Source organism: Streptomyces sp. NPDC090442 (assembly GCF_044769405.1).
Taxonomy (GTDB): domain Bacteria; phylum Actinomycetota; class Actinomycetes; order Streptomycetales; family Streptomycetaceae; genus Streptomyces.
On the sequence record NZ_JBIVXW010000015.1, the window covers coordinates 64,060 to 81,357 of the forward strand.

Sequence of the window (17,298 nt, forward strand, 5' to 3'; positions counted from 1 at the left end):
TAGGGGAGCGGCGCCCGCAGCGCGCGAGCGCGTCACGCCGAAGGACGACCGCACCAGTCGGCTCCGCACCTCAAGGGGGCGGAGCGATTCGCATCACAGGAGGCCGCCGGTGACACGAGGGCGCCCAGGAGCTCCGGCCCGAGGGACGGCGGAGCGCACACTGACCAGCGTCGGGTCCACCGGGAGCGCCGGCGGCGCCGCCCGGCCGGAGGGCGATCGGCGGGCGGAGCGGGACCGGACGGCGCCGCGGGCGCGGGAGGAGGAGCGCCGGGAGGTGTCCCGACTCTGGCACGTCACCCTCAGCGTCTCGGGCGCCGAGGCCCCGCTGAAGGAGGTCCGGCGGGCGCTGGAACAGCTCGCGCACGACCACCCGTTCCTGTTGACCAGCCGCTACGCCAACGACCACGCCGAGATCCGCTACTGGGAAGAGGCCCGGGACCTGCACGACGCGGCCGCGGTCGCGCTCCGGTTGTGGGGCGAGCACCGCTCGACGGCCAAGCTGCCGCCCTGGGAGATCGTCGGCCTGGAGGTCATCGACCGGGAGACCTACCACCAGCGCGTCGCGGAGGGCTACGGGCCGCCACCGGCCTCGCCGGTGGGGGTCCATCCCTACTAGGGCGCTTCTGACGGAGCACGGCCGGACCCGCGGCCCGCCAGGGCGGGCCCACCAACGGTCGCTCGCCCACCGTCGCCGTACCCCGGCGGTCCGCGGCGTCGTCCACAGACCCCGGTGCCGGTGTGACCGGCGTCCCGCTCTGTGGGATCCGTCGCGGCCGTCGGCCGGCGCGGCGTTAGGCTGCCGCCATGACCAGCAGCGCTTCCCCGTCCTCGCCCGTCCTCGACACCGCCCGCCGCGCCAAGGAGGCGGCCGCCGTCCTGGCCCCGCTGCCGCGCACGGCCCGCGACGGGGCGCTGCTCGCCATCGCCGACGCCCTGGTGGCGCAGACCGCCACCCTGGTCGCGGCCAACGCCGAGGACATCGACAAGGCCCGCGCCGCCGGCACCTCCGAGTCGATCGTGGACCGGCTCACCCTCACCCCCGAGCGGATCGCCGCCATCGCCGACGACGTCCGCAAGGTCGTCGCGCTGCCCGACCCGGTCGGCGAGGTGGTCCGCGGTTCGACCCTGCCCAACGGCCTCGACCTGCGCCAGGTCCGGGTCCCGCTCGGCGTGATCGGCATCATCTACGAGGCCCGCCCCAACGTCACGGTCGACGCCGCCGCGCTCTGCCTGAAGTCCGGCAACGCCGTGCTGCTGCGCGGCTCGTCCTCCGCCTACGCCTCCAACAGCGCCCTGGTGGACGTCCTGCGCGGCGCCGTGCAGAGCGCCGGACTGCCGGCCGACGCCGTCCAGTTGGTGCCGGGGGAGAGCCGCGACTCGGTGCGCGAGTTGATGCGCGCCCGCGGCCTGGTCGACGTGCTGATCCCGCGCGGCGGCGCCGCCCTGATCCGCACCGTCGTCGAGGAGTCCACCGTCCCGGTCATCGAGACCGGCACCGGCAACTGCCACGTCTACGTCGACGAGGCCGCCGACCTCGACATGGCCCTCGACATCCTGGTCAACTCCAAGGCCCAGCGCCCCAGCGTCTGCAACGCCGCCGAGACCGTGCTGGTGCACGCCGGCATCGCGCAGAAGTTCCTGCCGCGCGCCCTGGAGGCGCTGACCCAGGCCGGCGTGGTGGTGCACGGCGACGCCGCCTGGCAGCAGGCCGGCCCCGGCCTGGTCGCCCCCGCCACCGACGAGGACTGGGCCACCGAGTACCTCTCCTACGACATCGCCGCCGCCGTCGTGCCCGACCTGGACGCCGCGGTCGCCCACATCCGGCGCTGGACCTCCGGCCACACCGAGGCCATCGTCACCGGCTCCCAGGCCGCCGCCCGCCGGTTCACCCAGTTGGTGGATTCCACCACCGTCGCGGTCAACGCCTCGACGCGGTTCACCGACGGCGGCCAGTTCGGCTTCGGCGCCGAGATCGGCATCTCCACCCAGAAGCTGCACGCCCGCGGCCCCATGGGTCTGCCCGAGCTGACCTCCACCAAGTACATCGTCACGGGCGACGGCCACACCCGCTGAGAACCCCGGGCGGACGGCCCCGTTCCGCCCGTATCCGCCCCCCTCTTCTCCCTGCCCAAAAGGTCCGGCCGGGGCTACCCTGGACGGGTGCCGGACGACGTGGGGGGCATGCCGTTCCCGGACGGCGAAGAGCCCGACGAGCACCACCACGGAAGCCACGGACGCGCGGACGGGGAGTTCGCATCCGTGGTCTTCGACGAGGAATTCGTACGAGCCGCGACGATCCACGAGCCCTCGGCGGTCGAGCGGATGCTGGCCGCCGCCGAGGCGCGCGCGGAGGCCGAGGCGGCCGCCCGGCTGGGCGCGGGCCTGGGCCCGGACGACGACTACGACCGCGACGGGATAGGCGCCCGGCCGGAGGATCCCGACGACCACGCCCCGGAGGGCCCCTACGGCCCGTACGGCGGCGCGCTGCGCCCCTACCGCGGCACCGCCCGCTGGCACCGCCCCATGGCCTGGGTGCTGGCCGTGGTGATGGGTGTCGGGCTGGTGGCGCTGGCCTTCAGCGCCGTCTACCGGGGCGCCTCCGGGCGCGGCCAGAGCCCCGCCCCGCCGGCCAGTTCCACCGGCGTCGACGCCCCGTCCACCGGCGCCTCCCCGAAGACCGGCGCGGACCCGCTCACCTCGCCGCGCCCCGGTGTACCCACGGTCGGCTCCGCGGAACCGCCGCGTCCGTCGTTCTCGGCGGGCTCCGGGCCGCGCTGACCCGAAGTTGTACCGCCTCCCCGCGTTTACCTCGGCCCCGTCAGACCTACCCTTGTTGTATGACCGGGCCTGGTGACCCTCCCGAGGGGATGCCCGACGGCGCCCCGGGAGGCGGTGAGGACGAGTACCGATCCGTGGTCTTCGACGAGCGGTTCGTACGCGCGGCGCGATTGCAGGAGTTCTCCGCCGACGAGCGTTTGGGCGAGCACCACGCACCGGCGGTGAAGACCCGCCACACATGGCTGCGGCCGGGCGGGTCCCGGCAGGCGTTCCTGCTGGTGCTGCTGATCGTGCTGGCCTTCGGCACGGCCGTTTACATGGGCATCCGGCACCCCTACAAGGCGCCCGAACCGGCCCGCGCGCAGCCGCTGCAGTCCGCGGTGGTGCCGCTCGCGCCGCCCGGCACCGTACCGGGCGCGACCCCGGCGGACCTCTTCGCGCACAGCCCGGCGGCCGACTACCGGATCGGCGCCGCCGGCATCAACCTCCCCACCGTGCAGCGCAGTACGCACTTCTCCGACGACCAGATCGTGACCGCGCTGACCATCGCCAAGGAGTACCTCGTGCGCTCGTCGGTGGACCCGGCCACCCTCACCGGCGGCTCGGTGCGCCCCGTCCGGCTGCTGCTGGACACCGGCCAACTCGACCAGTTCGACCGGAGCGTGGCGCACCCCGACGACAACGGCCAGGACGCGGCCACCGGTTGGCTGGTGCGCTTCGACCCCAAGCTGGTCCGGCTCGCCGACCACAACGTCCGCGTCAACGGCACGCTGAAGGCCACGGAGTCGAGCGCGGACACCCTCGACATCGCCGCCGACTACACCTTCGTCTACGCCGTGCAGCCGGCCCCCGGCGCCCCCGCGGACGGCGCCGGGCAGCACACCGGCCGGCCGACGCCGGGCGCCGCCTCGCTCGTCACCGTGCGCCGCGAACTGCACTTCCGGATCAACCGGGACGACCTCGCCGACCACCGACTAGCCGTCGCGCAGAGCGACCTCCAGGCCGGCCCGCTGTCCTGCTCCTCACAGCCGGCCGATGCGCTGCGCCCGCTGCTCGCCGGGCAGCACGCCGGCACCGACCGGCCCGCCGGCACCGACCCCTACGCCCGGGGCCGGGCCAACGCCTCGCTCTGCGGCGAGCTTTCGGCTACTTCCCAGCCGAAGCCGAGTCATCCGGTCCGTTAGTGCCGCCCTGGCCACCGGTGCCGTTGGGACGGGTGCCGAAGACCGTGTCGCGCAGCTTGCCGCCCAAGTCCCCGGCGCCGCCGGCCAGATCGCGCACCAGGCCCATCAGCGGGTCCTTGCTGGTGCGCACCGACTCGGCGTAGTGCGCCGCGGAGTCCTTGAAGGAGTCGGAGACCGAGGTGTCCTTGTCCTCCTCGCGGCGCGGGTAGTGGCCGTCCATGATGCGCTGGTAGTCGCGGCTCTCGGCCCACTTCTTCAGCTCGGCGGCGCGGACCGTGGTGAACGGGTGGCTGCGCGGCAGGAGGTTGAGGATCTTCAGCACGGAGTCCCGCAGGTCGCCGCCGGACTCGTACTCCTCGGCCTGCTTGAGGAACGCGTCGACGTTCATCTCGTGCAGGTGGTTGCCGCCGGCCAGCTTCATCAGGCCGCGCATCGACGCCTGGAGGTCCTGCCCGACCAGCAGGCCGGCCCGGTCGGCCGACAGCTCCGACTTGCGGAACCACTCGCGCAGCGCCGTCACGATCGCCATCACCGCGACATTGCCGAGCGGGATCCAGGCGACCTTGGTGGCGAGGTTGGTCAGGAACAGCAGGATCGTGCGGTACACCGCGTGCCCGGAGAGGGCGTGGCCCACCTCGTGGCCGATGACGGCCCGCATCTCCTCCTCGTCCAGCAGCTCGACCAGGCCGGTCGTCACCACGATGATCGGCTCGTCCAGGCCGATGCACATGGCGTTGGGCTGCGGGTCCTGGTTGACGTACATCGGGGGGACCTTCTCCAGGTCCAGGATGTAGCAGGCGTCCCGCAGCATCGCGTTGAGGTGCGCGAACTGCTGGTCGCTGACGCGGACCGAGTCCGACAGGAAGAGCAGCCGCAGGCTGCGCTCGGGCAGCAGCCCGCTCAGCGTCTTGAAGACGGTGTCGAACCCGCTCAGCTTGCGCAGCGCGACCAGCGCCGAGCGGTCCGCCGGGTGCTCGTAGGACCGCGACGAGATGCCGGGGAACCGCCTGCGGTTCCTGCTCGGTACCTTCGCGCCGCCGTCTGGGCTCTCCGTCATTGGGGCCTCCCCTGTTCGACTGCGTGTGATTCAGCCTAGAGGACGCCACTGACAGCGGAATGGATGCCCGGGCGTACGCTGGCGGGCGCACCACTGCCCACCCAGGCCCGCACAAAAGGGAGCCACTGCCATGCCGCATCCGAGCCTGCTTCTCGCCGCCGCCGAGGAGACCTCCCGGGGCGGTGGCCCCGGCTGGCTCCTGCGCACCGTGATCGTCGTGGGCGTGGTGGGGGCGGGTCTGCTCGCCTGGTTCCTGCTGCGCGGCTACGGCAACCAGGACTGACCGCAGCCGACCGGCCAACGGGCCGACCGACCAGGGCCGACCCACCGGGACTGCCGCCCGCGGGCCCCGACTTCGGGCACGGCCGGGGCCCGTCGGTGAACGGGGCGGGGCGCCTTCGGGCGGAGTCGGCGTGAGCCCCCGGTGACGTGGCGCTTACGATGTGGCGGAAGCCTCTGTCCGACACCCGCCCGGATTGGTCCAGCCAACGATGAGCCTGCACTCCACCGCACAGTCCCTGGTCTCCCTCGCCGAAGAAGCCGGGCACGGGGGCCAGCACGAGAGCCTGAGCCCCTTCCTCACCGGCGGCAGCGCCCTTTTCATCCTGCTTCTCCTGCTCTGGATCACCACGCGCTTCAACCGCGACCGTTAAGCCCGTACACCCGGCCCCCGGCACCGCGTCCCGCCAAGTAGGGTCTGCACGCATGGGAGAGCACACAGGGCCCGTGAAGCGGCGGCTCGGCGTGATGGGCGGGACGTTCGACCCGATCCATCACGGACACCTGGTCGCCGCCAGCGAGGTGGCCAGCCAGTTCCACCTCGATGAGGTCGTCTTTGTGCCCACGGGGCACCCGTGGCAGAAGAGTCACAAGAGGGTGACCCCCGCCGAGGACCGCTATCTGATGACGGTCATCGCGACCGCGTCCAACCCGCAGTTCTCCGTCAGCCGCATCGACATCGACCGCGGCGGCAAGACGTACACGATAGACACGCTGCGTGATCTACGGGCGGAGCACGAGGACGCGGACCTCTTCTTCATCACCGGCGCCGACGCGCTCAGCCAGATCCTCACCTGGCACGACGCGGCGGAGCTGGTCTCGCTCGCCCACTTCATCGGGGTGACCCGGCCCGGCCACGTCCTCGCGGACCCCGGGCTGCCCGAGGGGGCGGTGTCCCTGGTCGAGGTGCCCGCGCTGGCCATCTCCTCGACCGACTGCCGGGCGCGCGTCGCCCAGGGGGATCCGGTCTGGTACCTCGTACCGGACGGTGTGGTGCGCTACATCGACAAAAAGCAGCTGTACCGCGACGACCGCTGACGGGGCAGATGGAAAGGGGCACCGGTGAGCGACCGACACGATCCGTACGGGCCGCAGGACCCATATGCCCAGGACCCGTACGCCCAGCAGCACGGGCAACCGGGCCAGGGCTACGCCTACGACCAGTACGGGCGGCCGGTGCACCCGGAGGCGCCACAGCAGTACGAGGCGCAGGCGCCGTACGGGCAGCAGGGCTACGACCCCTACGGGCAGCAGCCGGCCGCGCCCGGCACCCCCGCCCCGTACGGCTCCTACGACCCCTACGGGACCCAGGCCGGCCAGGCGCCGCCGGCCCCGCAGTCCTACCCGGGGCAGCAGGAGTACGGCTACGACGGCTACGGCAGCCAGCAGGGCCAACAGACCGGCTATCCCCAGCAGTACGACCCGTACACCCAGCCCCAACAGGCCCCCCCACACCAGGGTCCGCCCCCTGCCGCGGACTGGATTCCGCAGCAGGTCCAGCAGTCGCCGTACGAGCAGCCCTCCTACCAGGAGCCGCAGCCGGCCGCCGGGCCCCAGGGGCACGAGCCGTCCCCGCCCGCGCAACCGGGCCACGAGCGGCCCGGTGCGCCGCCGGCGGCCGCCCCGGAGGAGCCGCCGGAGCCCACCGGTTCCAAGGGCCCCACGGGCCCCACGGGCGCCGGTGAGGAGTACCACACCGAGCAGTTCGCGTTCGTCGAGGATCCGGACGGTGACTCCGAAGACGTCATCGACTGGCTGAAGTTCACCGAGAGCCGCACCGAGCGGCGCGAGGAGGCCAAGCGGCGCGGCCGCAGCCGGCTCATCGCGCTCTCCGTCGTGCTGGCCCTCCTGGTAGCCGGCGGCGTCGGCTATCTCTGGTGGGCGGGCAAGCTGCCGGGGCTGTCCGGCGCGGGCAGCGGCGCCGGAGCCGCCGCCGGCGGGCAGAAGCGGGACGTCCTCGTGGTGAACCTGCGCGACACCAAGAGCGGGAACAGCTCCACCGCGCTCCTGGTGGACAACGAGACCACCCACAAGGGCACGACCCTCCTGCTGCCCAACAGCCTCATCGTCACCAAGGACGACGGCACCACCACGACGCTCGGCAAGACCGTCAAGGACGACGGCACCGACGCGACCCGGGAATCCCTGGGCACCCTGCTCGGCGCCGACCTCAAGGCCAGTTGGCGGCTGGACACCCCGTATCTGGAGAACCTCGTCGAGACGGTCGGCGGGATCACCGTCGACACCGACGCCGCCGTCCCCGGTGCCAAGAAGGACGCCCCCCCGGTCGTCAAACAGGGCGCCGGCCAGCTCCTCAACGGGCAGGCGGCCGTCGCCTACGCCACCTACCAGGGGCCCGGGGACTCCCAGACCAAGCAGTTGCAGCGGTTCGGGCAGGTCATGCAGGCCACCCTCAAGAAGGTCTCCTCCGACGCGGACGGCGCCACCGCCACCGTCAAGTCGCTGCTCCAGATCCTCGATCCGCCGCTCACCGAGGCCCAGTTGGGCAGCTCGCTGGCGCAGCGGGCGGAGCTCGCGAAGACCGGCAAGTACGACACCGAGCTGCTGCCGGTGCAGGCCGACGGGACGATCAGTCAGGGCACCGCGGCCGGCGTGATCAAGGACGTCCTGGGCGGCACGGTCAAGAAGACCTCACCGGGTGTGACACCGCGGGTCGCGGTCAGCAACGCCACCGGTGACAAGGCCGGCACCGGCAAGGCCCAGATCGCGCTCCTCAACGGCGGCTACACCTTCGTCGACGCCGGCAGCGGCAGCACCGCGGCCGCGTCCAAGGTGACGTACGGGGACGCCTCGCAGCGGGCCAAGGCCGCCGAGGTCGCCAAGACCCTCGGCCTGCCGGCCGGCGCCGTCCAGCAGGGCAAGGTCCCCGAGAACGCGGACATCGCGGTGGTCCTGGGCCAGGACTACAAGGGCTGACACCGGGGCGGCCGCGGACCGCGGCGCCCGGGCTGACCAGGCAGGATGCCGGCTGCTCCCGGTGGGGTGGAAATCCCCGCCGGGAGTGTCGGCGGTCCGTGAGACCCTAAAGAGGTACCTGACCGCCGATCCGGCCGCCCAGGACCGCCGGTGCGGCATGCTCCGCCGGCGCGTCCCGCGTCCCGCCGGAGTGGTGGGCCCCTCGACCCGGAAAGCCGCTTGTGACCGCCACGGACCGCTCCATCGAGCTCATCAACGCCGCCGCCCTGGCGGCCGCCGACAAGCTCGCGCACGACATCATCGCGTACGACGTCAGCGACGTCCTCTCGATCACCGACGCCTTCCTGCTGGCCTCCGCGCCCAGCGACCGCCAGGTCAAGGCGATCGTCGACGAGATCGAGGAACGCCTCAACAAGGACCTCGGCGCCAAGCCGGTCCGCCGCGAGGGCGACCGCGAGGCCCGCTGGGTCCTGCTCGACTACGTCGACATCGTCGTCCACGTCCAGCACAGCGAGGAGCGGGTGTTCTACGCCCTGGAGCGCCTGTGGAAGGACTGCCCGGAGATCGACCTCCCGGAGGAGGCCAAGGCCACCCGCGGCAAGGCGGCGGAGCACGCCAAGACCACCGCGGGTGAAGAGGACGGAGAGCTGCGCTGAACGGCACCAAGGGCGGCCGGGGCCGCCGCCTCGTCCTGTGGCGCCACGGCCAGACGGCCTGGAACCTGGAGCGCCGCTTCCAGGGCTCGACCGACATCGAACTGACCGACACCGGTGTCGGTCAGGCCCGCCGCGCCGCCCGGCTGCTGGCCGCCCTCCGGCCGGACGCCATCATCGCGTCCGACCTGAGCCGCGCCATGGCGACGGCGGGCGAGCTGGCCGCCCTGACGCGGCTGGACGTCACCTACGACGCCGGGCTCCGGGAGACCTACGCGGGCGCCTGGCAGGGTCTGACGCACGACGAGATCCTGGCTCAGTTCGGCGCGGAGTACACCGCCTGGAAGCGCGGTGAGCCGGTGCGCCGCGGTGGCGGCGAACTGGAGACCGAGGTCGCCGACCGGGCCGCCCCGATCGTCCTGCGGCACGCCGAGAAGCTGCCCGACGAGGGCACCCTCGTCGTCGTCAGCCACGGCGGCACCATCCGCACCACCATCGGGCGGCTGCTCGGCCTGGAGTCCCACCACTGGGAGGGGCTGGGCGGGCTGTCGAACTGCTGCTGGTCCATCCTCGGCGAGGGCGCCCGCGGCTGGCGGCTGCTGGAGCACAACGCCGGCACCCTGCCGGAGCCGGTGCTCGGCGACGACGACTGAGCCCCCGGAGCGGGGGCGACCGGGCCGGATTTCACATCTGGGCAGGTCGCAGGCTAGAGTTCTTCTTGTTCACGGCGCCGCCGGGGGAAACCCCGGGGGAACGGAACAAGACCCGGGGCTATAGCTCAGTTGGTAGAGCGCCTGCATGGCATGCAGGAGGTCAGGAGTTCAATTCTCCTTAGCTCCACAGCCCGGAAGATCCCGTCTCCTCATCGGAGGCGGGATCTTCTGCGTTGTCGCGCAGTCCTGTGTGCTCCCGTGCGTTCCCCGTCCCTCCGGGCTTCCGGAGGGACGGCAGCGTGACGGGCGCTCTGCGCGCGCCCGGCGGTGCCGTCGGGCAGGGAGACAGAGGCAGTTGCCTCAGGGGCTGTGGGGTGCCTCACTGCGCCTCGGGGGCGGCTCCTCCGGGGCGTTGGCGCCGCGCTCCCACGTCCGTTCCAGGCTCGCGCGGATCTCGGAGGCGGGCCGCAGATGGTCGGGGCAGCCGAGGAGCGGGTCGTGGACCGTGCGCAGCACCGTCGTTAGCCGTCGGCTCTCCTCGTCGGCCGGGGTGTAGACCACGATCCGCGTCTCGGGGGCGCCGTCGACCGCCAGGGACGAGGAGACCAGCCGTATCTCGCCGACCGAGGCGTGCTGGACCACCTTCACGCGCCGGCCGTGCGGGGCGACGTCGCCGGTCGCCCACAGGCGCGCGAATTCCGTACTGGCCCCGGACAGGCGGGATATCAGGGCCTCCCAGGCGGGCTCGCCGACGTGCCGCCCGTAGGCGCCGCGGAGTTGGGCCACCAGTGCCGGGAACTCCTCGTCGCGGTTGCGGACCGTCGAGCAGCACGGGGGCATCGTGAACAGCTGCCACAGGGCGTTGCGCGCCGGGCCGCGGGCGAGCGCGACGGCCGGGAAGACGCCCTGGTAGGCGGAGTTGGCGGCGAGGACGTCGTAACGGGCGTTGTAGACCACCGCGGGGAGGGGCACCAGGGCGTCGATGATGCCGTGCACCTCCGGGCCCACGGAGCGCGCGTCGGCCTCCCTGGCGGGGGCGTAGGGCACCTCGGCGAGGTGGTAGAGGTGCTCGCGCTCGGCGTCGTCCAGCCGGAGCGTACGGGCCACCGCGTCCAGCACCTGGCCGCTGGCGTTGATCGGGCGTCCCTGCTCCAACCATGTGTACCAGGTCACGCCGACGCCCGAGAGTTGGGCGACCTCCTCGCGGCGCAGGCCGGGCGTGCGGCGCCGCAGCCCGGGCGGCATGCCGACGTCCTGCGGCGTCACCCGGGCCCGTCGGCTGCGCAGGAAGGCCGCCAGTTCGGGCCGCCGACGCCCGTCCGCTCGGACCGAGGTCGTCATGGCGCTCACACCCCCATCGTCGGGGCAGGCCCGGGAGCCTGCCAGGTGCTGTCGGTACCAGCATCGGCAGGCACTCGTGACCGGTGTCCGTCCGGCGTCAGGCTCCCCGTCATGACGAACGACCTGACCGCGGACCCGACCGGACACCGCCCCCGGCGCCGCCCGCGTGCCCTCTCCCCAAGGACGCCGGCGACGCGTGCCGACGCTGCGTCAACTCCACCTGCCATTAAAGCCGCAGGCACTGACAAGGCCGCCGCGAGCGGCCGGACCGCGGGCCCGGCGTGGATGCTGATGATCGTCCTCGCCGGGCAGTTCATGGCGGTACTGGACACCTTCATCGTCAATGTCGCCGCCCCCTCTATCGGCACCGGCCTGCACGCCTCGGGGGCCGCCCTGCAACTCGTCGTCGCCGGTTACACCATCGCGTACGCGGTGCTGCTCGTCACCGGGGCCCGGCTCGGTGAACTGCTGGGCCCGCGGCGGACGTTCCTGGCCGGGCTCGCGGTCTTCACCGGTGCCTCACTGGCCTGCGGACTGGCCGCGGACGCCGGGCAGTTGATCGCCTTCCGCGTCGCCCAAGGGGCCGGCGCCGCGGTGATGCTGCCCCAGGTGCTGGGGCTGATCCAGCGGACGTTCACCGGTGCCGCGCGGACCCGGGCCATCGGGGCGTACACCGCGGTGATGGCGGTGGGGGCGGTCTGCGGGCAGATCGCCGGCGGGGTGCTGGTCGGTGCGGACCTCTTCGGCGCGGGCTGGCGGACGGTGTTCCTGGTGAACGTGCCGATCGGCGCGATGCTGTTGGCGGCCGGGCCGCGGCTGATCCACCGGGACCGGCCGGCCACCGCGGCCCGCGGACTGGACCTGCCCGGACTGGTGCTGCTGGCCGGGGCGTTGGGGCTGGTGACGGTGGTGCTGGTGCTCGGCCAGGGGGCCGGGTGGCCGCCGTGGTCCTGGTGGGCGCTGGGTGGCGGCGGGCTCCTGTTGGGGGCGTTCGCGGTCCACGAGACGGCCCGGGCACGCCGGGGCGGGGCGCCGCTGATCTCGCCCAGGGTGGCGGGCGCGCCCGGAATGCCGGTGAAGTTGGTGCGGATCGCCCTGGTCATGGCCGTCAACGCGGGCTACCTGTTCGTGCTGACGCTGTACCTCCAGAACACGCTCCACTACGGCGCGCTGCGCACCGGGCTGACGTTCGTGCCGACGGCGCTGGCCTACGGGGCCGTGGGGCTGTGGTGGCGGCATCTGCCCCGGCGGATGCACCCGTTGCTGGTCCCGGGCGGGTTCGTGCTGATCTGCGCGGCGCTGCTGGGGATCGGGTTGGCGCTCAAGGACGGCGGGGACGCCGGCGGCCGGGTGCTCCTGGCGTCCGCCGGGCTGGGCGCCGGATTCGGCTGTGCCCACAGCGTCAATCTGGCCGCCGCGTTGGCGTCCGTCCACAAGGAGGACGCGGCGGACGCGAGCGGGCTGGTGGTGACCGTCAACCAGGTCGGGCTGCTGCTGGGGACCTCGCTCTTCGGTGCGCTCTTCCTGAACGGCGTGGCGACGGGAGGGGCGGGAGGTGCCTCAAGAGCCGTGTGGGGGAGCGTTCTCGCGCTGACCGGCGCGGCGGCGCTCGGTGCCATGGCCGGGGTGCTCCGCAGGCGGACCTGACCCGGTGGGCGGTCCGTGGCAGAATCGGACGGCGCAGCCAGGGGAGGAGAGATCGCGATGCCCATGAGCATCCATGGGCGGGTCGGCGACCTGTCCGGACCGCCCGCCGCGCGCGCCATGGCGGGCGCGGCTCTCCAGTGCCCCTCGTGCGGTTCGTCCCACGTCGCGCAGGTGCTGGGCGACAACGGCGGTGTTTCCTTCGTCTGTACGGCCTGCGGCCGCAGTTGGAGCTGATCGATGGGCGCCCACAGCAGGAAGTGCGACTGGTGCGGCAGCGGCACGCCGATCGTCCGCGACATGGAACCGGTCAACGCCGATTACCAGTACTGGTGCGAGGAGTGCGCGCGCGCCCTGGTCATAAAGGGCGATCCCATCGAGACCTATCGGGAGCTCGACGGGGAGCCGATCTATGGTCGGCTGCTGGAGGAGCACTGCACGCTGAAACGGTTCTATTCCTTCGCCACGGCCTGAGTTGGGGCCTCCGGCTGGCCGGGTGCAGCGATCCGGCCCGCCATCGAGCGGTCAACTTCCGTACCGCTTCCGTATCGCATGAGGCACATTCGATCACTTTCGATCGAATGTGCTGATGTGGAACTTCCGCGGCGCGGCGGGGCGTTGACGCCATCAGAACCCGCTGCGGGCCATCGCCGGCGGCGGGAGCGTCAGCAGCGGCGGGCCCGACAGGTTCCGCCCGGCAAGGGGGCTCGTACGGGGGTGGAGATGACGGCAGTCGGCAGCGTAGGGGTGCGCTCGGGAGGCGTCACCGACCAGGAGAACCGGACGCAGATGTGGACGCGGATGTGGACGCGGACGGGGCTTCGGGAGCGGATATCGGGGGAGCGGCGACCGGTCGCCTGAGCCGGGCCGCGGCCAGCACCAGCAGGATGACACCGGCCAACGGGTATACCGCGGAGAGCAGCATCTGGCCGGCGTTCTGGTGGAGTTCCTCGTGCTGGTGCCAGCGGTGCGGCACCCACCACAGCGCGAACGAGCAGAACAGCAGACCCACCGCCACGGTCGCGGCCCACCAGCGGCGGGCCGCGGCACCGGCGCGCTGCAGCGCCTCGGAGCCCAGCAGGATCAGCATCGGCACGCTCCACACCCAGTGGTGCGACCAGGAGATCGGGCTGATCAGCAGGGCGGTGGCGGCACAGGTGAGGGTCGCCCAGGCGCGTTCGCCGCGGAGCAGCGCCGCGGCGGCCAACGCCAGCCCGGCGACGGCCGCCAGCGCGGCCAGGACGAGCCAGGCGGCGCCGGGGTCGTGGGTGTGCAGCAGCCGGGCCAGGACGCCGCGCAGCGACTGGTTCGCGGTGATCTCCACCTCGCCGACCCGGTCGGCGGCGAACACGATCTCGGTCCAGAAGCGGTGCGAGTCGCGCGGCAGCGCGACGGCGGAGAGGAGAGCGGTGGCACAGAACGTTCCGGTGGCGACGGCGGCCTGTCGCAGCCAGGGGTTCCAGGCGGCGCGCCACCCGGCGCCCGAGCGCAGCATCCGTACGGCGCGGACCGCGCCGGCCAGGGCGAGGAAGACGGCGAACAGCGCCGGGGTCAGCTTGATGCCGGCCGCGATGCCGATACCGATGCCGGCCCACCGGTTGGTGTCCCGGCGGGTCAGGTCCCACAGCACCAGCACGGCGAGCAGCAGGTTGATCTGGCCGTAGCGCAGCGTCGTCCAGACCGGCTCGCACCACACCAGCAGCGCGGACAGCGCCAGCGTCGCGGCGAGCGGGGGGAGCCGCCGGGGCCGGCCGACCAGACGGAGGGAGAGGTGGACGACGGCGACGAGCAGCACGAGGTTCCCGGCCGTGGCCAGGGTGCGCATCACCGGGACGCCGAAGAAGGTGAGCGGGATGAACAGCAGCGCGGCGAACGGCGGATAGGTGTTGGGCAGCCGTGCGGAGGTGGCCACCATGTCGTAGAGGTCCTTGCCGTCGCGGGCGGTCTCGCCCTCGGCGCGGTAGACCATGAGGTCCACCATCGAGACGTGCGCCAGCCGCTGCGCGATCCAGAAGGCGGTGAAGGAGATCAGGCAGGCCAGCGCCGCCGCGGCCACGGGGTGGCGGCGGATCACGCCCGCGCGGGGGCGCGGGCCGTGGAGGTCGGCGGGCTGGTCCGGATCCAGCACGGTCACGGCGTACGGCTCCCCTGGACGAATCGGGCACGGCTCGCCGACAGTACCTCGGGTCCCGTCGAAGGGCCCTGGGCGCTGTGGCCCGGAGGGCCTCGTCCCGGGGCGGTGGGCGGGCGACCGGAGGGCGATTTGGCAGAAGCCCGGGGGGTCCGTGTAATGTAGGCGATGCCGCAGCGGGGGGCCGGAAGGAAAACCGCAGCGGAGCAAGACCAGTAAGACCTGGGGCTATAGCTCAGTTGGTAGAGCGCCTGCATGGCATGCAGGAGGTCAGGAGTTCAATTCTCCTTAGCTCCACAGAAGACAGAGCGGGTCGTCCGTCACGGACGACCCGCTCTGTCGTGCGTTCAGGGGATGCGCTCGCAGACCAAGGTGGCCAGGGGCGGCAACGGGTGTGCCAACTGGTGCGGCGATCATCCCGAGTTGCCCTGATATTCGGTCAACAATGCGCTCGCTACGGCGAGTTGAGCGATCTCCGGCGACCATTTCGGCCCGCATGTCGCCCTCCTTGGGCTCTTCTTGGTGATCGCATAACCCTGACATGAACCGTTCACCGAAAGAGTGGCGAACCGCGTGAGCGTCACATCCGACGCATTCACGGCTGATGGGTGGCGCGCACCGGCGCACCGGCGCGGCGACACCACGCAGCGCACCGCATCGCCACAGCAGGGGGTTACATGAGAGCAAGCCGCACCAGATCTCCGCGCGTCCGCGCCGGTCTGGCCCTGGCAGCGGCACTGCCGATGGTCGCCGGAGCGCTCGCGCTCGGCGCCCCGGCCGCCGACGCCGCGGGCCACGACGGGGGTCGGCACGCGCTTCTGGGCACCAAGCCGCAGTGGGCCACCGAGCGGGCCGACCAGGGGGCCACCGCCGGCTCCGCCGGGGTCACCGCCCGGGTCTACCTGGCCGGTAGCGACGCCAAGGGCCTCGCGGACTACGCCAAGGCCGTCTCCGACCCGCACTCCGCCGCGTACGGGAAGTACCTGAGCCCCGCCCAGGTGCGCGCCCGTTACGGCGCCACGCCGGACCAGATAGCCAGGGTGACCGGCTGGCTGAAGAAGTCCGGCCTGACGGTCACCGGCACCACCGACCGGTACGTGACGGTCACCGGCGACGCGACCGCCGCCGAGCGGGCCTTCGCCACCGGCCTGCACAACTACCGCAAGGGCGGCCACACTTACCACGCGCCGTCCGCCACCGCCTCCGCGCCCGCCTCCGTGGCCGACGCGGTCCTGACGGTCACCGGCCTGGACAACGCGCCCCGGTTCGCGCGGCACCACTCCACCGAACTGCCGCCGCCCTCCCCGGTCTTCCGCAACTCCGGGCCGTTCTCCACGTACTACGGCTCCCGTACGGACAAGAACCTGCCGTCGGCCTACGGGACCAAGGCGCCGTACGCGATCAAGGGCTACACGGGCAAGCAACTGCGCGCCGCCTACGGGGCGAAGAACTGGACCGGCAAGGGCGTCACCGTCGCGATCACCGACGCCTACGCCTCGCCGACCATCGCCAAGGACGCGGACACCTACGCCGGCCGCAACGGCGACGCCCGTTACCGCAAGGGCCAGCTCTCCCAGGTCCTGCCGAAGGACTACACGCACATCAAGGACTGCGGCGCGGCCGGCTGGTACGGGGAGGAGACCCTCGACGTCGAGGCCGTCCACGCGGTCGCCCCCGCCGCGGACATCGTCTACGTCGGCGCCGCCTCCTGCCAGGACGACGACCTGCTGGACTCGCTCGGCAGGGTCGTCGACGGGCGCCTGGCCGACATCGTCTCCAACTCCTGGGGCGACGTCGAGGCCAACGAGACCCCGGACGTCGCCGCCGCCTACGACCAGCTCTTCCAACAGGGCGCGGTCGAGGGCATCGGCTTCTACTTCTCCTCCGGCGACAACGGTGACGAGGTCGCCAACACCGGCACCAAGCAGGTGGACACCCCCGCCAACTCCGCCTGGGTGACCGCGGTCGGCGGCACCTCCCTGGCCGTCGGCAAGGGCAACACCTACCAGTGGGAGACCGGCTGGGGCACCCAGAAGGCCGTGCTCTCCAAGGACGGCAACGACTGGACCGACTTCCCCGGCGCCTTCAACGGGGGCGCGGGCGGCGGCACCAGCAAGACCGTCGCGCAGCCCTTCTACCAGCGGGGCGTCGTCCCGGACGCGCTGTCCAAGGCCAACGGCGGCGACGCCAAGCGCACCGTCCCGGACATCTCGGCTGTCGCCGACCCCAACACCGGCTTCCTGGTCGGCCAGACCCAGACCCTGCCCAACGGCAAGCTGGGCTACGAGGAGTACCGCATCGGCGGCACCTCCCTGGCCGCGCCGGTGATCGCCGGCGTCCAGGCGCTGGCCCAGCAGGCCCGGCACGGCATCGCCCTCGGCTTCGCCAACCCCGCCATCTACCAGCGCTACGGCACCTCCGCCCTGCACGATGTCACCGACCACCCGCTGGGTGCCGGCCGTGACCTGGCGGTCGTCCGGGTCGACTTCACCAACGGCATCGACGCCAGCAAGGGCACCATCGTCTCGCTGCGCAGCCTGGGCAAGGACAGCTCGCTGCACACCACCGTCGGCTACGACGACGTCACCGGCGTCGGCAGCCCCGCCGCCGGCTACGTGAGCTCCTACCGCCCCTGACGCAG

Annotated in this window: 17 protein-coding genes and 2 tRNA genes; 16 read left to right on the plus strand and 3 right to left on the minus strand. The window is 72.6% G+C overall.

Features of this window, described 5'->3' with window-relative positions; genetic code table 11:
- Positions 1–109: 109 nt before the first annotated feature.
- From ACIQU6_RS13355 to ACIQU6_RS13370, 4 genes are all read left to right on the plus strand, one after another.
- Positions 110–616, plus strand: a complete 507-nt coding sequence (locus ACIQU6_RS13355; RefSeq protein ID WP_274915730.1) for a hypothetical protein — start codon at positions 110–112, stop codon at positions 614–616.
- A 188-nt stretch (positions 617–804) separates the two neighbouring features.
- A complete protein-coding gene (locus tag ACIQU6_RS13360; RefSeq protein ID WP_403481739.1) occupies positions 805–2,073 on the plus strand; it encodes a glutamate-5-semialdehyde dehydrogenase in 1,269 nt (422 codons plus the stop codon).
- An 87-nt stretch (positions 2,074–2,160) separates the two neighbouring features.
- The gene (locus ACIQU6_RS13365) at positions 2,161–2,778 is read left to right on the plus strand and encodes a hypothetical protein (RefSeq protein ID WP_403481740.1); all 618 of its coding nucleotides are present in this window, start codon (positions 2,161–2,163) and stop codon (positions 2,776–2,778) included.
- 59 nt (positions 2,779–2,837) lie between these two features.
- Positions 2,838–3,962, plus strand: a complete 1,125-nt coding sequence (locus ACIQU6_RS13370) for a hypothetical protein (protein ID WP_403481741.1) — start codon at positions 2,838–2,840, stop codon at positions 3,960–3,962.
- On the opposite strand, the gene ACIQU6_RS13375 is transcribed toward ACIQU6_RS13370, so the two are convergent.
- A complete protein-coding gene (locus tag ACIQU6_RS13375; RefSeq protein ID WP_403481742.1) occupies positions 3,925–5,019 on the minus strand; it encodes a M48 family metallopeptidase in 1,095 nt (364 codons plus the stop codon). The genes ACIQU6_RS13370 and ACIQU6_RS13375 overlap by 38 nt on opposite strands.
- 130 nt (positions 5,020–5,149) lie before the next feature.
- On the opposite strand from ACIQU6_RS13375, the gene ACIQU6_RS13380 reads away from it, so the two are divergent.
- The 7 genes from ACIQU6_RS13380 to ACIQU6_RS13410 all read left to right on the plus strand — a co-directional run bounded on the left by ACIQU6_RS13380 (position 5,150) and on the right by ACIQU6_RS13410 (position 9,728).
- Positions 5,150–5,302, plus strand: a complete 153-nt coding sequence (locus ACIQU6_RS13380; protein ID WP_274915735.1) for a hypothetical protein — start codon at positions 5,150–5,152, stop codon at positions 5,300–5,302.
- Between the two features lie 208 nt (positions 5,303–5,510).
- A complete protein-coding gene (locus tag ACIQU6_RS13385) occupies positions 5,511–5,672 on the plus strand; it encodes a hypothetical protein (RefSeq protein WP_383420205.1) in 162 nt (53 codons plus the stop codon).
- Between the two features lie 52 nt (positions 5,673–5,724).
- Positions 5,725–6,336: a nicotinate-nucleotide adenylyltransferase gene (gene nadD, locus ACIQU6_RS13390; RefSeq protein ID WP_383420207.1), complete on the plus strand. Its 612-nt coding sequence runs from the start codon at positions 5,725–5,727 to the stop codon at positions 6,334–6,336.
- A 24-nt stretch (positions 6,337–6,360) separates the two neighbouring features.
- Complete coding sequence (locus tag ACIQU6_RS13395) at positions 6,361–8,235, plus strand: LytR C-terminal domain-containing protein (RefSeq protein ID WP_403481743.1); 1,875 nt, start codon at positions 6,361–6,363, stop codon at positions 8,233–8,235.
- A 221-nt stretch (positions 8,236–8,456) separates the two neighbouring features.
- The gene (rsfS, locus tag ACIQU6_RS13400; protein ID WP_403481744.1) at positions 8,457–8,891 is read left to right on the plus strand and encodes a ribosome silencing factor; all 435 of its coding nucleotides are present in this window, start codon (positions 8,457–8,459) and stop codon (positions 8,889–8,891) included.
- Positions 8,888–9,541, plus strand: coding sequence for a histidine phosphatase family protein (locus tag ACIQU6_RS13405; RefSeq protein WP_403481801.1), 654 nt, complete (start codon positions 8,888–8,890; stop codon positions 9,539–9,541). The genes rsfS and ACIQU6_RS13405 overlap by 4 nt, the downstream gene beginning before the upstream one ends.
- 114 nt (positions 9,542–9,655) lie before the next feature.
- Positions 9,656–9,728, plus strand: a tRNA-Ala gene (locus tag ACIQU6_RS13410).
- Positions 9,729–9,901: 173 nt separating this feature from the next.
- Here ACIQU6_RS13410 and ACIQU6_RS13415 read toward each other — a convergent pair.
- Positions 9,902–10,882, minus strand: a complete 981-nt coding sequence (locus ACIQU6_RS13415) for a helix-turn-helix transcriptional regulator (protein ID WP_403481802.1) — start codon at positions 10,880–10,882, stop codon at positions 9,902–9,904.
- 291 nt (positions 10,883–11,173) lie between these two features.
- Between ACIQU6_RS13415 and ACIQU6_RS13420 the strand changes: the two genes are divergently transcribed.
- Genes ACIQU6_RS13420 through ACIQU6_RS13430 form a run of 3 tightly spaced genes read left to right on the plus strand, consistent with a single transcriptional unit; the run spans position 11,174 to position 13,000 of the window.
- A complete protein-coding gene (locus ACIQU6_RS13420; protein ID WP_403481745.1) occupies positions 11,174–12,529 on the plus strand; it encodes an MFS transporter in 1,356 nt (451 codons plus the stop codon).
- Between the two features lie 57 nt (positions 12,530–12,586).
- Entirely contained in the window at positions 12,587–12,763 is a 177-nt protein-coding gene (locus ACIQU6_RS13425) for a hypothetical protein (protein WP_403481746.1), read from the plus strand.
- 3 nt (positions 12,764–12,766) lie between these two features.
- Positions 12,767–13,000, plus strand: coding sequence for a hypothetical protein (locus ACIQU6_RS13430; protein WP_147245244.1), 234 nt, complete (start codon positions 12,767–12,769; stop codon positions 12,998–13,000).
- A 289-nt stretch (positions 13,001–13,289) separates the two neighbouring features.
- Here the strand turns inward: ACIQU6_RS13430 and ACIQU6_RS13435 are convergent, their stop codons facing one another.
- Entirely contained in the window at positions 13,290–14,660 is a 1,371-nt protein-coding gene (locus ACIQU6_RS13435) for a glycosyltransferase 87 family protein (protein WP_403481747.1), read from the minus strand.
- A gap of 221 nt (positions 14,661–14,881) precedes the next feature.
- On the opposite strand from ACIQU6_RS13435, the gene ACIQU6_RS13440 reads away from it, so the two are divergent.
- Positions 14,882–14,954, plus strand: a tRNA-Ala gene (locus tag ACIQU6_RS13440).
- Positions 14,955–15,334: 380 nt separating this feature from the next.
- Positions 15,335–17,293 carry a protease pro-enzyme activation domain-containing protein gene (locus tag ACIQU6_RS13445; protein ID WP_403481748.1) on the plus strand — a complete coding sequence of 653 codons (1,959 nt, stop codon included), beginning with the start codon at positions 15,335–15,337 and terminating at the stop codon, positions 17,291–17,293.
- Positions 17,294–17,298 lie beyond the last annotated feature (5 nt).

Excerpts from the sequence above, each read along its gene's own strand:
- ACIQU6_RS13430 (WP_147245244.1), top strand. The coding sequence starts at position 12,767 with ATGGGCGCCCACAGCAGGAAGTGCGACTGGTGCGGCAGCGGCACGCCG.
- ACIQU6_RS13420 (WP_403481745.1), top strand. The coding sequence starts at position 11,174 with ATGATCGTCCTCGCCGGGCAGTTCATGGCGGTACTGGACACCTTCATC.
- ACIQU6_RS13375 (WP_403481742.1), bottom strand. The coding sequence starts at position 5,019 with ATGACGGAGAGCCCAGACGGCGGCGCGAAGGTACCGAGCAGGAACCGC.
- ACIQU6_RS13370 (WP_403481741.1), top strand. The coding sequence starts at position 2,838 with ATGACCGGGCCTGGTGACCCTCCCGAGGGGATGCCCGACGGCGCCCCG.
- ACIQU6_RS13380 (WP_274915735.1), top strand. The coding sequence starts at position 5,150 with ATGCCGCATCCGAGCCTGCTTCTCGCCGCCGCCGAGGAGACCTCCCGG.
- ACIQU6_RS13445 (WP_403481748.1), top strand. The coding sequence starts at position 15,335 with ATGAGAGCAAGCCGCACCAGATCTCCGCGCGTCCGCGCCGGTCTGGCC.
- nadD (WP_383420207.1), top strand. The coding sequence starts at position 5,725 with ATGGGAGAGCACACAGGGCCCGTGAAGCGGCGGCTCGGCGTGATGGGC.
- ACIQU6_RS13385 (WP_383420205.1), top strand. The coding sequence starts at position 5,511 with ATGAGCCTGCACTCCACCGCACAGTCCCTGGTCTCCCTCGCCGAAGAA.
- ACIQU6_RS13360 (WP_403481739.1), top strand. The coding sequence starts at position 805 with ATGACCAGCAGCGCTTCCCCGTCCTCGCCCGTCCTCGACACCGCCCGC.
- ACIQU6_RS13425 (WP_403481746.1), top strand. The coding sequence starts at position 12,587 with ATGCCCATGAGCATCCATGGGCGGGTCGGCGACCTGTCCGGACCGCCC.
- ACIQU6_RS13415 (WP_403481802.1), bottom strand. The coding sequence starts at position 10,882 with ATGACGACCTCGGTCCGAGCGGACGGGCGTCGGCGGCCCGAACTGGCG.